11 protein-coding genes are annotated in these 15,548 nt (G+C 46.7%); 7 read left to right on the top strand and 4 right to left on the bottom strand.

The window, feature by feature from the left end:
- Nucleotides 1-89: 89 nt before the first annotated feature.
- Nucleotides 90-554: a phosphohistidine phosphatase SixA gene (gene sixA, locus ST37_RS13485; RefSeq protein WP_084887229.1), complete on the bottom strand. Its 465-nt coding sequence runs from the start codon at nt 552-554 to the stop codon at nt 90-92.
- Between the two features lie 263 nt (nt 555-817).
- Here sixA and ST37_RS13480 point away from each other — a divergent pair, with 263 nt between their 5' ends.
- On the top strand, nt 818-3,595 hold the full coding sequence (locus ST37_RS13480) for an insulinase family protein (protein ID WP_084888128.1): 2,778 nt from the start codon (nt 818-820) through the stop codon (nt 3,593-3,595).
- Between the two features lie 130 nt (nt 3,596-3,725).
- On the opposite strand, the gene fadJ is transcribed toward ST37_RS13480, so the two are convergent.
- Both fadJ and fadI read right to left on the bottom strand, forming a co-directional pair.
- On the bottom strand, nt 3,726-5,834 hold the full coding sequence (gene fadJ, locus ST37_RS13475) for a fatty acid oxidation complex subunit alpha FadJ (RefSeq protein ID WP_084887227.1): 2,109 nt from the start codon (nt 5,832-5,834) through the stop codon (nt 3,726-3,728).
- Nucleotides 5,834-7,141 (bottom strand): acetyl-CoA C-acyltransferase FadI, encoded by a 1,308-nt coding sequence (fadI, locus tag ST37_RS13470; protein WP_084887225.1) that lies wholly within the window; start codon nt 7,139-7,141, stop codon nt 5,834-5,836. Before fadI ends, fadJ begins: the two co-directional genes overlap by 1 nt.
- 617 nt (nt 7,142-7,758) lie before the next feature.
- Between fadI and ST37_RS13465 the strand changes: the two genes are divergently transcribed.
- From ST37_RS13465 to ST37_RS13455, 3 genes are all read left to right on the top strand, one after another.
- Nucleotides 7,759-8,265 carry a sigma-70 family RNA polymerase sigma factor gene (locus tag ST37_RS13465; RefSeq protein WP_242426329.1) on the top strand — a complete coding sequence of 169 codons (507 nt, stop codon included), beginning with the start codon at nt 7,759-7,761 and terminating at the stop codon, nt 8,263-8,265.
- Nucleotides 8,258-8,974, top strand: coding sequence for a DUF3379 family protein (locus ST37_RS13460; RefSeq protein WP_084887221.1), 717 nt, complete (start codon nt 8,258-8,260; stop codon nt 8,972-8,974). Before ST37_RS13465 ends, ST37_RS13460 begins: the two co-directional genes overlap by 8 nt.
- Nucleotides 8,975-9,341: 367 nt before the next feature.
- Entirely contained in the window at nt 9,342-10,607 is a 1,266-nt protein-coding gene (locus ST37_RS13455; RefSeq protein ID WP_084887219.1) for an outer membrane protein transport protein, read from the top strand.
- 102 nt (nt 10,608-10,709) lie between these two features.
- Here the strand turns inward: ST37_RS13455 and ST37_RS13450 are convergent, their stop codons facing one another.
- Nucleotides 10,710-11,822: a glycosyltransferase family 4 protein gene (locus ST37_RS13450; RefSeq protein ID WP_084887217.1), complete on the bottom strand. Its 1,113-nt coding sequence runs from the start codon at nt 11,820-11,822 to the stop codon at nt 10,710-10,712.
- Nucleotides 11,823-12,358: 536 nt separating this feature from the next.
- Between ST37_RS13450 and ST37_RS13445 the strand changes: the two genes are divergently transcribed.
- From ST37_RS13445 to ST37_RS13435, 3 genes are read left to right on the top strand one after another with little or no spacing between them, the layout of a single operon-like run.
- Entirely contained in the window at nt 12,359-13,762 is a 1,404-nt protein-coding gene (locus tag ST37_RS13445) for an undecaprenyl-phosphate glucose phosphotransferase (protein ID WP_084887215.1), read from the top strand.
- Between the two features lie 22 nt (nt 13,763-13,784).
- On the top strand, nt 13,785-14,987 hold the full coding sequence (locus ST37_RS13440) for an outer membrane beta-barrel protein (protein WP_172400997.1): 1,203 nt from the start codon (nt 13,785-13,787) through the stop codon (nt 14,985-14,987).
- A gap of 10 nt (nt 14,988-14,997) precedes the next feature.
- Nucleotides 14,998-15,537 carry a polysaccharide biosynthesis/export family protein gene (locus ST37_RS13435; protein WP_084887212.1) on the top strand — a complete coding sequence of 180 codons (540 nt, stop codon included), beginning with the start codon at nt 14,998-15,000 and terminating at the stop codon, nt 15,535-15,537.
- Nucleotides 15,538-15,548 lie beyond the last annotated feature (11 nt).

Below are 15,548 nucleotides of genomic sequence, written 5' to 3'. Positions count from 1 at the left end.
AACGGGCGGATTGCCATAGACAATCCGCCCGTTTTTTTCTTCGCTTGTGTCAGCCTATGTTACCCGGTGATTTGTTACCCGGTGATATGTTACGCGGTGACTTGCCAAAGAAGCTCGCCACTTTGTCTTTCAACATCCACTTCTACACACGCGAGACCAGAGGTTGGAAACATCGGTGGACTGATCCCTTGAGCCAACTCTGCAGTGAGGTAGCCGACCAGTGGTAAATGCGAGACCAGCAAAATTGATCCTAGTTGTTTAGACTCCGCCAAGGCATACAAAAACTGCGCAACATCCAACGCATCACCATACGGAGTAATATCGTCGCAGTTATCGAGATGTTTTGCCTGAAAACATTGGCTAACCTGCTGCCAAGTTTGCTGAGCTCGCACATAAGGGCTCACCAACACTTGATCAAAGTGCTCGATACCCATCGAAACACATTTTTGAGCGACAGCAACGGAGGCTTGCTCACCCCGTGGGGTTAATTCTCGCTCAGCGTCACTATTGGCAAACATTTCCGCCTCCCCGTGACGCATGATGTATATTTTCATTCTGCTTTACCTTTACCGCAAGCGCTGGCCTACCAATTATGTCCGCAACGCCTAGAGTGTGGACCATAATCATAGCGCCAACAAAAGCACTTAATAATTGAGCCGATTATAGTGACTGTAACTGAAAAGACTTCGACTTCGCTAACACAAATACAAATAAAGTGAGTAACAAGATTTGATCAAAAACATAAGCCGTTCATAATTAACTGATTGAGCGCCTGTTTTTAGGATAGCTCGTTTTTGGAGAGCACACATTGGATATTGTGAAAACCAGTCCCAACGATAAAAACCGCTACAGGCATCTACTGCTGGGTAACCAGCTCAAGGTTTTGTTGGTCGAATCTGATGAGTCGCCAAAGTCGTCAGCCGCACTCGCCGTTAATGTGGGCCACTATGATGATCCCAACGATAGACCTGGGCTGGCACACTTTTTAGAACACATGCTGTTTTTGGGCACCAAAGAATTTCCACACATAGGTGAATTTCAGAACTTTATATCGCAGCACGGTGGCAGCAATAACGCTTGGACTGGACCGGAGCACACCTGCTATTTTTTCGACATTTCAAACTCGCATTTTGAGCAAGCGCTCGCTCGCTTCAGCCGCTTTTTTGTGTCTCCGCTTTTTCATGCCGAAGCGGTCGAAAAAGAACGCATGGCGGTCGACTCAGAATTTCAAATGAAGCTCAACGACGACGCACGCAGACTATACGAAGTGCATAAAGCCGTGGTCAATCAGCAGCACCCTTTTAGCAAATTTTCGGTGGGCAATGCCCATACTCTGCAAGATAAACCCGACAGCCCTATCCGTGACGAACTGCTTGCATTTTACCAGCAACACTATTCTGCCGACTTAATGACTCTGTGTTTAGTGTCGCCACATCCGCTCAACGAACAGCAATCAGCGGTCGAAGAGCTTTTTAGCGATGTCATCAACCGACACAAAGCCAATAAATCGGTCACCGTTCCTTTTTGGACGCCCAATCAAGCACCACAATGGGTCCACATTCAACCCATTAAGGAGATGCGAAAACTCACCGTTGCGTTTGAGTTTCCATCAATGATAGAGCACTATCAATCCAAACCCCTGTCTTACATCGCTCATATGATCGGCTATGAAGGTGGTGGAAGTGTTACCCAGTGGCTGAAAGACAAAGAGTGGATCACGTCGCTGGCAGCAGGTGGCGGCGCAAGTGGGTCAAATTTTCGAGAGTTTACCGTCAGTTGTATGCTCACGCCTGAAGGGCTCGAGCACTGTGACGAGATTATCGAGAGGCTGTTTCAGTACATACGCCTAGTCGCACAACACGGACTGTCAGCATGGCGTTATGACGAAAAACGTGCGGTTATGGAAGCGGCGTTTCGCTTTCAAGAGTCGATCAAGCCTATGGATTTGGCTTCTCATCTAGTGATGAGTTTGCAGCACTATCAGCCTGATGACGCTGTTTATGGGGACTACATGATGCAAGCCTATGACGCCGAGCTCACCCAGCAACTTGCTTCGACTCTGACCCCAGAAAACTGTCGCGTCACGTTAGTTTCGCAGCAAGGCGAGTTTGATCGAACAGCCAATTGGTATGACACGCCCTACTCTATCGCAGACATTCCAGCAGAGCTGATTGAAAAGTGGCGCCAAGCACCCGCTCACCCAGAGATGTACTTGGCCGACGAGAATCCGTATATCTGTCACCATTTAGAAACTCAAAACTTAGAATCCGAAGCCACCCTTCCCGAGCAAATACAGACTCTTCCAGGGTTTACGCTGTGGCATTTACAAGAGCCTGAAATCCGAGTTCCCAAAGGAGCGATTTACGTCGCCATCGACAGCCCAAAATCGGTCGAAACCCCTCGGCGAATTGTTATGCTGAGATTATGTGTTGAACTATTTATGGACGCACTCAGTAAGCGCACCTATCAAGCAGAGCTTGCTGGGATGAGCTACAACATCTATGCCCATCAAGGCGGCTTAACCTTAGCGTTATATGGCTTTAGTGAAAAGATGCCGCAACTGTTAAGCCTAATTTTAGAGCGCTTTAAACAACGCGAATTTCAAAGCTCACGCTTTGACGAGATTAAGCAGCAACTGCAGCGTTTTTGGGCCAATTCACGCCATGATAGGCCTATATCACAGCTGTTTAATTGCTTGAGCGGCTTACTACAACCCAATAATCCACCACATAAAGTATTGCTAGAAGCACTTAACGATATTGACGTCGATGAATTGCCGGTGTTTGTTGGCGAATTGCTCGATACCCTACACGTCGAAATGTTTGTTTACGGAGATTGGCAAAGGCATCAAGCTCTAGATATGGGCGACGCACTTAAAGATGCGCTGCGAGTTAAAGATCAGGTGTATCGTGAATCATTGCGACCACTAATAATGTTGGGCAATACTGGCTCTTCCCACCGAGAGGTTTTTTGTGAACAACCAGACTCGGCGGTGGTGGTGTACCATCAAGCGCAAACTTCCACACCTAGAAATGTGGCTCTATTTACCTTAACCAACCAATTGATGTCGTCAGAATTTTTCCATCAGATCCGCACCAAACAGCAACTGGGTTATATGGTTGGGACGGGCAATATGCCGCTAAACCGCCACCCTGGAATCGTGTTTTATGTTCAGTCTCCCACTGCGGGATCTGGACATTTGTTGTCCGCCATCGACGAGTTTTTGAATGCGTTTTATATGGTGCTATTGGAGCTAACCGACTACCAATGGCATAGCAGTAAGCGCGGATTACTCAACCAAATCATGACGCCTGATGCCAATCTAAAAGCGAAGGGGCAACGCCTTTGGGTAGCTATTGGCAACAAAGATCATGGCTTCTCTCACCGCGATACCGTAATAGAAGAAATTAAACAGCTAAGCCGAGCCGACATGATCCGCTTTGTCGTTGAACAGCTCAAACCTCGCACCGCAACGCGCTTAGTAATGTCGACTCAGGGAACCAGCCATGAGAACGAGCCCAAAGTCCAATTTGGGCAAGATATCCTCAGCATAGAGCAGTTTCACACTCTTCCCCGAAATACCGAACTAGGATAAAAAAGCCCCTCATCCGCGATTACGCATGATGAGGGACTTAATTTCTATTGGCTAAGTATCGAGTTATTCTCTACAAGTAATACTCAATACCTAACCTCAACAAAGGGCCATTCCGCTGTTATTTCGCAATTCACTTGTCGTAGAAGCTTTCGCCATTTTCGGCCATGCGTTCTAACACGTCACAAGGCTTAAAGCGTTCACCGTAAGAATCGGCAAAGCTATTCATCTTAGCAACGAGCTCTGGCAAGCCGTATTGGTCCATATAACGGAATGGCCCACCTAAGAATGGAGGGAAACCAATACCGAAGATAGCGCCAATGTCGCCATCACGAGCACTGCGTATGATCCCTTCTTCCAAACACAACGCTGCTTCATTTAGCATTGGTAGTACACATCTCAATGCTAAGTCTTCAGCGCTAATGCTTTGATTTGGCGTAATGGACAATACCTTATACACCGTCTCATCAACTTTCTTATCTTTGCCTTTGTAGGTATAGAAACCTTTGCCAGATTTGCGCCCTTTACGATCATCTTTAAGCAAGATGTCAAACACATCCGGCCCTTGGAATCGTGGCCCCAGCTCATTAACCAAAATTGGCATAATTTTCGAGCCTATATCGACACCTACTTCGTCGAGTAAGGTGATCGGTCCTACAGGGAAGCCGAAATCGAGCAATGACTTATCAATATGTTCGATGGGTTCATTAGCCAACAATAAGTGAGCCGATTCATTCATGTACGGGGCTAGGATCCGGTTGACGAAAAAGCCCGCTTTGTCTTTCACAACAATCGGTGTTTTACCTTGTTTGCGGGCAAACGCGACTGTGGTTGCTATCGTTTGTTCAGACGTTCCTTCATGCGGAATGATCTCTGCAAGGGGCATTTTTTCTGCTGGTGAGAAGTAGTGCAAACCAATGACATTTTCTGGCTTATCCGCCTGCTCAGCAATTTGCGCGATCGGCAAAGACGACGTATTGGTCGCAAATATCACACCCGATTTGCCGTTTTGCTCGATGTCATTCACCATCTGCTGCTTTAGTGAAAGGTCTTCAAACACCGCTTCAATCACCATATCGGCCTGACTAAAGGTAGTAAAATCCGTTCCGCCGGTTAACTGGTTCATGTTAGCTTGAACTTTTGCTCTGGTTAAAATGCGACGCTTACGCTGCTTTTCAAACAGTTTGTAGTTGTACTGAAGCGCATTCAGCACGCCCTTTTCACTCACATCCTTAACCCGAACCGGCACTTTAGCTTTGGCAACGCTCACATGTGCTATACCTGCGCCCATCAAGCCGCCACCCAACACACCTATGCGGTTAACGACTTGAGGCTCGGCATCGGCGCCGTTGTCTTTTTTCATTTCTGTCGTAGCAAAAAAGATCGAGCGCAGTGCTTTGGACTCAGAGGTCATCACCAATTCACCAAATCGCTTCGCTTCGTTCGCAAGGCCCTTTTTCATGCCTTTTTCAAGGCCAAAGCGGATCACATCTAAAATCGCTTCTGCCGCTGGATAATTGCCTCGTGTCTTGGAAAGTGTTTGCTTGCGTGCTTTATCAAAAATGACGCCACGCCCAACACCCGACATCAATTTTTCTTTTGTCGAGACTTTGCGCTTAGGCTTGGACTTAGCCGCATATTGGGCAGCCACAGTCAGCAGCACCGTATTGGGCACCGACTCTTCTACAAGGCCTAGCTTCTTGGCTTTTTTAGCGCGCAGCTGTTTGCCGGTTAATATAATATCCAACGATGCCAGCAAACCAATCAAACGCGGTAGGCGCTGCGTGCCACCAGAGCCTGGCAACAACCCAAGCTGAACTTCCGGCAGACCCAGTCGCGTGATGTCTGCATCACTGCTGACGCGGTAATCACACGCCAGCGCGAGCTCTAGGCCACCGCCAAGGCACGGGCCATGAATAGCCGCAACGGTCGTAAATGGCATAGACGCCAGCTTATCAAACATTTGCTGGCCTTTAGCCGCAAGCCCTTCAGCTTCGGCTGCGGTGGTGCAAGCATCGAGCATGCGTACGTCAGCACCGGCGACAAAATTATCGGGTTTGGTCGAGTGCACCACCAATCCCGCCAGTTTGTCTTGTTTGGACTCGAGTTCAACAAAGATCTCTTCCATCTCGTCAGCGAAGGCCGATTGTAAGGTGTTCATTTTCTCGCCAGGTACGTCAATTGCCAACCAAGCCAGATTGTTTTCGTCTATCGTGAGAGTAAATGCTTTATCTTGAATCATTATTCTGCCTCCAACACCATTGCAGCGCCTAGTCCACCTGCGGCACACGCTGTATTAAGCGCAAGGCCACCTCCACGTCGTTTCAACTCGCGAAGAGTTTGGGTGATCATTCTGGTTCCGGTAGCCGCAAAGGGGTGACCGTAAGCAATCGAGCTTCCCATTACATTAAATTTGTCCATATCAATCTCGCCAATCGCGCGGCTTCGATTCAGTTTCTCTTTGGCAAATTTTTCGCTACCGAACATTTTCACATTGGACAGAGCTTGAGCAGCAAAGGCTTCGTGCATTTCAATGAGTGTTAGATCTTGTAGCGTGATACCCGCACGATCCAACGCGATAGGCGTTGCATAAGAAGGTCCCATCAGCATGTCTTCCCACACGTCAATGGCAGAAAATGCATAAGAGCGAATGTAACCCAGAACGTCTAAACCAAGCTCTTTTGCGCGACCTTCACGCATTAACATGATGGCGGACGCGCCATCAGTAAGAGGCGTTGCGTTTGCCGCGGTAACAGTCCCAAACTTACGGTCAAACGCAGGACGCAGTTTGGCGTAGCTTTCTAATTGAGAGTCAAAGCGAACGTTGTTGTCTCTATCAATAAACGCTTTGTAAGGTTCTGGATAGGCGGTCATTACTTCGTCACGCAGCAATCCATCATTCCAAGCTTTCGCGGCTAGCGAGTGTGAACGGTGCGCTAACTCATCTTGCTCTAAACGTGTAATACCGTGTGACTTAGCCATTTGCTCGGCGGTCTGCCCCATACTAAGGCCTGTTGAATACTCTGCAACGGCCGGTGGCACTGGCATAAGATCTTTAAACGACAAACTTTTTAGAATCTTCAGTTTTTGTCCGACGGTTTTGGTCTTACTTAGCGCCAATAGATTAGCCGCCAATTTTTTTGATACCCCAATCGGCAACACAGACGATGAATCCGCACCGCCAGCAATACCAATTTCAACGGTGCCTGACAAAATGCTTTCTGCAACGTTTGCAGCGGCTTGGAAAGACGTCGCACAAGCTCGAGTCACACTGTACGCGTCGGTGTGCACATTCATTCCGGTACCCAGCACGATTTCACGCGCAATGTTTGGGGCTGCAGGCATCTGGATCACTTGCCCAAAAACCACTTGATCGATCAGAGCCGGATCAATGTCGGTTCGAGCCATCAGTTCGTTCACTACCATTTTGCCTAAATCTACGGCAGCCACTTGGCCAAACTCGGTACTCTGTCTCGCAAAAGGCGTGCGCAGTCCTGAGACGACGGCAATCCTTTCACCTGAAGGGGTTTTCAAATTTTGAACGCCCATAGCTTCTCCTTTATCCATTCACGCGTCCGTGGCGAAAAAATCACCGACGGTTTGTCTTTATTGTCGTTGTTGCCTCTGCGTCAGTTAACAAAAATCAGAGGTCAGACCTCAGGCCATTGTAACCAATTTGTTAACAACTTCAAACGTGCGTTTAAAAATAATAGTTAGAAAAGTGTTACAAAGCACAGAATGGGGCGTTGCCGACAAGCAAAGTGTTTGAAGTATTTGTGCTAAATGAGTCGACAGGGGTGAGAATCGAGAATCGAGAATCGAGGCTAGTTAGAATCATTAGATAAAAAAAACCACGCTCAATGGCGTGGTAGAGTAATTTCTTTTTTTAGTGGGGCAATCTGTAGCCCGCTCAAATTATCAGTTTCCCGATAATAAGGAGAAAGTAAAGTCAGCCTTCATAAGAAGTGTTGCCCTGCTCAACGAGTTAATCTGCCATGACTAACTGGGCAACAGCGTGTAATATACGTAAAAATAAGCTTAACGAATTGAAATAGATCAATCATTTCAACGAAATAGTAAATTGCACAAATCGGCAACAGGAGGTTGCAGTGTCAATTTCTGACTTTTTTGGAAAGAAAAAAGCCACATCCACGGTCAACTCTGACATGGATAAGCAAAACAAATACGAGTCCCTAGTGAGGGCCTATCATCGCGACCTGTTTCGCTACGCTTACTGGCTGTGTAAAGACCGCACAGTAGCCGAAGATTTGGTACAGGAAACCTGCCTTAGGGCTTGGAAATCGCTCGATAGCTTACAAGACGAAAAAGCAGCGAAAGCGTGGCTAATCACCATACTGCGCCGCGAAAACGCTCGTCGATTTGAACGCAAGCAGCTTGAACTGGTCGACATCGACGATCACAGTGGCGACGCTTTTGTAAACGACGATGGCTTTCATCAGCAAGAGTGGCTTCAAGCGCAAATTCTCCGCTTAGACGTCGAATACCGCGAACCGCTCTTCCTGCAAGTGGTGGGCGGATTTACTGGTGAAGAGATCGGAACGATCTTAGATCTAAACACCAATACTGTAATGACTCGCTTGTTTAGAGCACGCAATCAATTGAAAGAGCTGCTCGACGAGTCCAACACAAATAAGGAGAGACACAATGGATGAGTTAGAATTTCGCCGTCGGGTCATCTCTGATCCCAAAAATCGTGATGCCGACGTCGCCGAGCATGTGTCAGACAACCCAAGCCAAGCTAAGTTTATTGATGAGATGCTCAGCCTAGATGCCCGCATTGAACAAGCTATGCGTGTGGATGTTCCCGAAGATCTGGCCGACAAAATCTTGTTCCAAAGCTCAAATAACGTGGTGACGCCCAGTTTTGGCAAGCGTGCACTCAGCATTGCGGCTTCCGTGGCATTTGCGGTGGGTTTGGCTGCAGGCCAGCTAAATTGGGGAGCACTGATTGCTCAACCTGCCTATGCAAGCTTGTCGCAAACCGCGATGGAGCATGTGCATGCAGAGCGCCCATTTACAAACGCGCTGGATGAACAAGCAGAAATGCCACAACTGAACATGAAGCTGCAGCCGTTTGAGTTTCAGTTTACCGAAGACTTTCCCTACCATGTCTACTACTTAAACCACTGTGGATTTGGTGAGTCTACCGCGATGCACGTTGAGTTTGCCGGTGAAAAAGGACGGGTTACTCTGTTTATCACCAAAATTTCCGCCGACAGCGCTAGCCAGTTCTCTGACGAAACCTTCGCAGGTGAACTTGCCCCAATGGGTGACGCCACCTTGATTGTGGTCGGTGAGCAAGACGAAAACCTAAACGCAATTGTAGAGAGATTGGTCTCCATTATTGAGCCAACCAGTTAACTCCGTTTTCGCGATTAATTGAAATAGGCAAAAGCACCCTTCGGGGTGCTTTTTTCGTTTTACAACCAGTAGCACACAAAAAACTGGCGACAATAAAAAAACTTGCCAAAGGTATTTCTTACGCTCTAATATGTAAACGAAGTGTTAAAATAGAGTAAAGACGCTAATAATAACTTAATTGCTTACATTAGCGTTATTTTGGCAACATTTCAGAACATTTAGCCCCACAAACTCAAGTGGTCTGATATGTTTAACGGACGAATACGATAGGATACGCGCCTAAACTAATGGTAAACAATTAGTAATACTAACGTTAAGGCGTTACACAATCACAACCGTCCGTAGAGACGGTCAATAAGGATGAATAATGAAGCAGTCACGTATATTTACCCGCACGATTTTGGCAACAGCGGTTGCCCTTACAAGCCAACAAGCTTTCGCTGCTGGTTTTCAACTTAACGCCCAATCTGCAACAGGCCTAGGCCGTGCATTTGCTGGTGACGCGGTTATTGCGGACAACGCATCAGTCATGGCTCGTAACCCAGCGGCAATGGCGCTGTTTGATAAAACTGAATTTTCTGTTGGTGTGAATGCGATTAGCACTGATATTAGTGTGACGGACATCGAATATACACGTCCATTCGGTGGCGGTAGCATCGATGATGCAAGCAACGGCGGTACAACTCCAGTGCCTAATATCTACCTTGTTGTTCCAATGAATGAGAAATTAGCTCTTGGTGCTGGTGTATATTCAAATTTTGGCACTAGCAATGAGTTTTCTGATGATTTTGGCCGTGCCACTGGTGCTGCACTTGGTCCAGTACTTATCCCGGGCGCTGATGCTTTTGGTGGAACGACCAATGTTTCAAGTATTAACATTGCACTTGCTGCCTCCTATCGACTAAACAGTCAATGGAGTATTGGCGGTGGACTCGACATTGTATATGGTACCGGTGAATTATATAGAACCTCAGATTTTGGAGCATTACCAGAACCTGCAGAGTTACTCAATGTTGACGCTAAAGGGTACGGCCTCGGCTTCAATCTAGGTACCGTATTTGAATTAAACGAAAATAACCGCTTTGGTTTAGCGTATCACTACAGCCCAACAATTGAAGCGAGCGGTACAGTAGAATATCAATCAAATGATGACATTGGCGACCTAATTCTCCCATTGCCATCAATGCTAGAGTTCTCTGGTTACCACCGCATTAACCAAACTGATTTTGCCGTGCACTATAGCGTACAATGGATCGGTTGGAGCGCATTCGACAAGCTAGAAACTACTGATGATGTATTGATCAAAGATTATGAGTGGCAAGATGGTATGCACTACGCAATCGGTGGTACGTACTACATCAACAAAAACTGGGAAGCTCGTGTAGGTTACATGTACGACACCAGTGCACAAGACGAAATCACTTCAATCTCTGTACCAGACTCTGATCGCCAATGGTTCTCTGCAGGCGCAAGTTACCACTTCTCTGAAAACAACAGCCTAGACTTCGGTGTAACATACCTAGTTGGTCACGATGTTGAAGTAACAGACGTCCTTACTGAGCAAGTTTATGTTACGGCAACAACCCGTGCTGACGCATGGCTATACGGTGTTCAATACAGCCACCGTTTCTAAATCTAATCTATAGATTTTGCGAAAAAGGGCTGATGAAAATCAGCCCTTTTTTTGTTCTCGCTATGCATCCAATACTTATCGAAACATAGACAAAACATATCCCTACAAATGCTGCTGATACAGCTTGGTATAGCGCTCAACTTGAGCCTCCATGGTATAGTTCAGCGCATTCTCAAACCCTAGTTTTATAATGTCAGACTGATCGTCCTTGTGCTCAATTAAGCGTTGCAATAACTGCGCGAGTTGCTCACTCGACTCATTGTCAAAAAGTAGGGGCCACTTCTCTGGCAAAGAAGGGGTCAGTCCCGGAGCACGTGCGGCTATTACGGGCGTCTTTTCTATCTGACCTTCAAGCGAGATCAACCCAAAACCCTCATAGCGTGACGGCACCACAAGGTAATCGAAATCCTTAATGTTTTGCCTAGCGTAAGGCACCGCGCCATAGAAAAAGATCAGTTGCGGAATCGACTCGCTCATCGCTTCTAAGGTCTGTTTTTCTTCCCCATCACCAATAAAATGCAGCGCAATGCTCTGTTCAGGAAGCTGCTTTATTGCTTCCAAAAGAACGTCAGGGCCTTTTTGATAGGTCAACCGCCCGATAAACCCAAGATTAAGTTTCCCCTCTTGATAGCGTACTACACTCTGCTCTTGATTGACTTCGCAGTGGCGGTTGATGGCATTAGGCACAATTTTATTGGTCTGTGGCGGCGGTAAGCCAAACTCCGCTCGTCGCGCATTAAGCGCCGTTATGCTGTCGGGCGTAAAGTGCGCAGTAATAGCTTTTGTTAGCGAGCGTTCTGCAAACTTTCCGCGGACCTTGCTGGTTGGCCAAAACACAGTGTTTCGGATTGTTCTCACCACCAACGCATCCACCCAAGGTTTTATGAGCGCATACAGATATTCGGGGTGGTCGGTATGCAAGTGAACTACATCAGGTTTAAATCGACGAATGATAGACAGTAGTTGGTACGCACTAACCAATAATCCAGGGGGGAGATTGGAGAAGTTGAGTTGCTCGTACTCGACACCACTCTGTTTGAGTCGCGCAAGTAACTCGTCCGCGATTCCAGCGTAAATATCGAGCGGAGGCTTGATCCCCACCAGTAGAATCGAATGGTACTTAGCTTGAGCACAAGATAGGTGGATGGTTCCCGATTCCGAGCCTCCATTACCAATGCGATTGACTACGTGCAAGATCTTTAGATTCTCTTCCATGCTTCTCCTCTTATCCCTCCTCTCTTAAAGTACGTGAGAACTATTTTCGCTAGTGTCCAATTTGCGAGACATTGTAACGACAAAGAGTATGTTGTTATGCGCTGTTGAACTTGAATACGACAATAGCCAATTTCACTCTCTCACTGTTGAGACTCCCCCACCTTACTAAAACTACGCCCCTTAAGTGTGATGCACATCACAATAAATTTAACTAATCGATTGCTATTATGAACTTATCGCGCAGTCGTGGTGGCATTTCATACAAGTCGTACTGAGACTCATTTGTGTATGGCTCCCACACTGGTCAATAAAAATTCATAATAGACATTGTGTTATTCACAAAAGAGTCATCTAAGTCATCAACACTACAAGGCAAAGTGGGAGCCAAAAACCCAAGGGCGGTAGCGTGTTAAAACGCATTATAAAAACGACAAATAGTGTCGAGCGCCCACCTTACTGCCAATAGTTTGATTGCATGTTGCAGTTAAGCAATCAAACAACTTTTTCGATTAAGCTAGCGTTTTAAAAGGCCCAAAATGGACAAGTCACACGGTATAAAAACTCATGGAACAGAGTTCGCATTACTGTATAGAAGCACTGACATTCTTGTCATCTTTTCTACTTTGATGTTCTGTGCACAAGCTTACATTGGTAGCATTCATACCAGCGTATTAGCTGCGGCTTTATTGGCGATCGTGGCCTTTATGCTGACCGCAGAGAGCATTGCGCTGTATCGTTCCTGGCGAACAGCATCCATTAGGGAACAAGTTCTTGCTCCACTAACATGCTGGATTGCTGCTTTAGTGGTTGTGGTGTTTTGGGTGTTTTTTAGTAAATCCAGCGACCAATACTCGCGCGTGGTGATGGGCAGTTGGGCAATTGCAACCCCGACACTATTAATCTTCTGGCGCTTAATCGTTCGTCAATTGTTAATACGCGCTCGGAATATGGGCTTTAATCGACGCCGCGCCATCATCGTTGGTGTTACAGACAACGGCATTCGCCTCGCTAAGGAAAGCAAAAACAACCCGGAGTTTGGCATCGACTTAGTTGGGTTTTATGATGATCGCGACCTATCTCGCCTTGAGCTTTCTGACCTACCCATCCCTTATAAAGGAACCATTGAGCAAGGGTTGAAGCTCACTAAAAAACACGTTATCGATCATGTCTACATTGCAATGCCGATGAGAGCCGATGAACGCATTGCCCTGTACCTAAAACAATTCTCCGATACCACCGCCAACACCTACGTCATCCCCGAGTTCTTTGTCTACAACTTGATACAGTCTCGCCTTTCATCGATTGGTACTATCCCTACATTAAGTGTGCACGACACGCCGTTTTATGGATTTAATATATGGAGTAAGCGTCTACAGGACATCATTGTGTCGAGTTTAATTATTCTGTTTATCAGTCCGGTGCTTCTCGCTGTCGCTATTGGCGTAAAGCTCTCATCACCTGGGCCCATCATCTTTAAACAGAAGCGATATGGATTAGACGGCAGGCAAATTAAAGTGTGGAAATTTCGCTCAATGCGCACCATGGACAATGGTTCGACAGTGAAGCAGGCCACCAAAAATGATCCGCGAGTGACTAAGTTTGGCGCATTCATTCGACGCACCTCTCTGGACGAATTGCCACAGTTTTTTAATGTGTTGCAAGGTCGAATGTCTATCGTAGGCCCTCGCCCTCACGCTGTCGCGCATAATGAGCAGTATCGCGCTATTGTGGATCGCTACATGTTGCGTCACAAGGTAAAGCCCGGCATTACTGGGCTTGCGCAAATCAGTGGTTACAGAGGGGAGACAGACACGTTAGAGAAAATGGAAAAGCGAGTTGAATGCGATCTCAAATACATACAGTCATGGTCGACGTACCTGGATCTTAAAATCATTTTCTTAACCATATTTAAAGGGTTTGTCGGTAAAACCGCGTACTAAATGGACTTAAATAGGAATGCGCATGAAGCACTGTAGAGTTTTCCTTGCCATCGTTGCAGCAATGAGCACATCGCACGTATTGGCGTTAGAAAGCAACGGATACACCACCGAAAATGGCTTGACCATCATTCCCATTTTGGAAAGTGGTTTGCGTTATAACGACAACTATACCCGCACCAGTGACGCACAATCATCGGCTATCTTCGATGTAAAACCTGGAGTGGCAATAGAGTCGGACCGCAACGGTAATCGCTATAGAGTCGCCTATCAACTTGACGCGGGCTTTCACTCCAACACCAGTGACGATAATTACGTTGATCATACCTTTGCGACCAATAATTTAGTGCGATTTACCACCCGACATGCCTTAGGGTTTAACTATGCATTTCTCACCCAACATGATGCTCGAGGCAGCGGCATCGCATCAGGTGATGCGTTAGTTGCAAACTTAACGACTCCTGTTGAGTACAAAACCCATGTCGCCGACGCAACGTACATATTTGGCTCCGACAATGCGAAAGGCAGAATCGAAGCAACCCTCGATTTTGAAGACCGAACTTACACCAACTATCGCGGCAGCGATGTCTTAGACACAACCTTTGATGACTACCTGCAAATCGGCGCTGACGGTGCATTTTATGTCCAAGTGCTGCCCGCTACCCAACTGCTTTTGCAGTTGGATTACAACAACCGCCAATACACTAAAAACAGTCGCAGTGGCGGCTCTCAAGACTACAACGAAACTTACTACTTAACCGGTGCTGTGTGGGAAATAACCGGTAAAACGAACGGTAAATTACGACTGGGTATCCAAGACAAAAAGTACGACGACAGCTCTCGCGAAGGGAGCGACAACTTCAGTTGGGACCTCACCGTTGAGTGGAAACCGTTAGAATACTCCACACTTACCATTGACGGTGGGTTACGAAACGAAGACGCGGATACAGAAGAAGGCGATCTGGATGGAAGCCGCATTAGCGCCCAGTGGAAGCACTACTGGTTGGCAAATGTTTACAGTAATTTGGGTTTAAATTATAGCCGCAAAGATTACAACAGCGTAACGCGAACCGATGACACTTCCAGCGCCTCAATAAAACTGGGTTACGAACTGTATGAACGTGTAGACCTCGTTGCGGGTTGGCGCGGTGAAGATAACGACTCTAATTCTGTTGGATACACCTACAACCAAAACGTTTGGTCCCTCAACGCTAACTTTGCATTTTGATAGATAACTTATGAGCAAATTATTTTCTGTTTTTATCCTATTCTCTCTTAGCCTATTGGCAACGGTTGTCACAGCTGCCGAAGAGTCCGATTCAACCTACAAAATTGGTGCAGGAGATCGCATTGAAATTGTTGTCTACGACGAGCAAGAACTGTCCATCAGCGGCCTTCTCATAAGTAGCAGCGGGCGATTTAATTACCCCTATTTAGGCCAACTGACCGCTATTAACAAAACTCCCGAGCAACTCAAGCTAGAGATCATCAAAGGTCTAAAGGGCGATTATTTAGTCTCGCCAAAAGTGAGGGTGAGCGTTGTAGGCTATCGCAACATCTATGTCAATGGTGAGGTAAAACAACCTGGTGGCTACGAGTTTCAACCTGGTCTAACTGTCGATAAAGCCATTGCACTGGCGGGCGGTTTTACCGATAGAGCTGCACGTAAAAAAATCTACATTACCCGCTCAAATGACGTCAATACAAAAATCAAAGCAGCATTGTCGGCCAGAGTTAATCCTGGTGACATCATAGTGATTGAACAAAGCTTTTTCTAAATTTTCACGCA

The sequence above is a fragment of the Vibrio sp. qd031 genome, from assembly GCF_002100145.1.
GTDB lineage: Bacteria > Pseudomonadota > Gammaproteobacteria > Enterobacterales > Vibrionaceae > Vibrio.
The sequence above is the reverse complement of the archived record's forward strand: the minus strand, read 5'-3'. Positions and strand labels throughout refer to the sequence as shown.

Excerpts from the sequence above, each read along its gene's own strand:
- sixA (WP_084887229.1), bottom strand. The coding sequence starts at position 554 with ATGAAAATATACATCATGCGTCACGGGGAGGCGGAAATGTTTGCCAAT.
- fadJ (WP_084887227.1), bottom strand. The coding sequence starts at position 5,834 with ATGATTCAAGATAAAGCATTTACTCTCACGATAGACGAAAACAATCTG.
- fadI (WP_084887225.1), bottom strand. The coding sequence starts at position 7,141 with ATGGGCGTTCAAAATTTGAAAACCCCTTCAGGTGAAAGGATTGCCGTC.
- ST37_RS13465 (WP_242426329.1), top strand. The coding sequence starts at position 7,759 with ATGGATAAGCAAAACAAATACGAGTCCCTAGTGAGGGCCTATCATCGC.
- ST37_RS13460 (WP_084887221.1), top strand. The coding sequence starts at position 8,258 with ATGGATGAGTTAGAATTTCGCCGTCGGGTCATCTCTGATCCCAAAAAT.
- ST37_RS13455 (WP_084887219.1), top strand. The coding sequence starts at position 9,342 with ATGAAGCAGTCACGTATATTTACCCGCACGATTTTGGCAACAGCGGTT.
- ST37_RS13450 (WP_084887217.1), bottom strand. The coding sequence starts at position 11,822 with ATGGAAGAGAATCTAAAGATCTTGCACGTAGTCAATCGCATTGGTAAT.
- ST37_RS13445 (WP_084887215.1), top strand. The coding sequence starts at position 12,359 with ATGGACAAGTCACACGGTATAAAAACTCATGGAACAGAGTTCGCATTA.
- ST37_RS13440 (WP_172400997.1), top strand. The coding sequence starts at position 13,785 with ATGAAGCACTGTAGAGTTTTCCTTGCCATCGTTGCAGCAATGAGCACA.
- ST37_RS13435 (WP_084887212.1), top strand. The coding sequence starts at position 14,998 with ATGAGCAAATTATTTTCTGTTTTTATCCTATTCTCTCTTAGCCTATTG.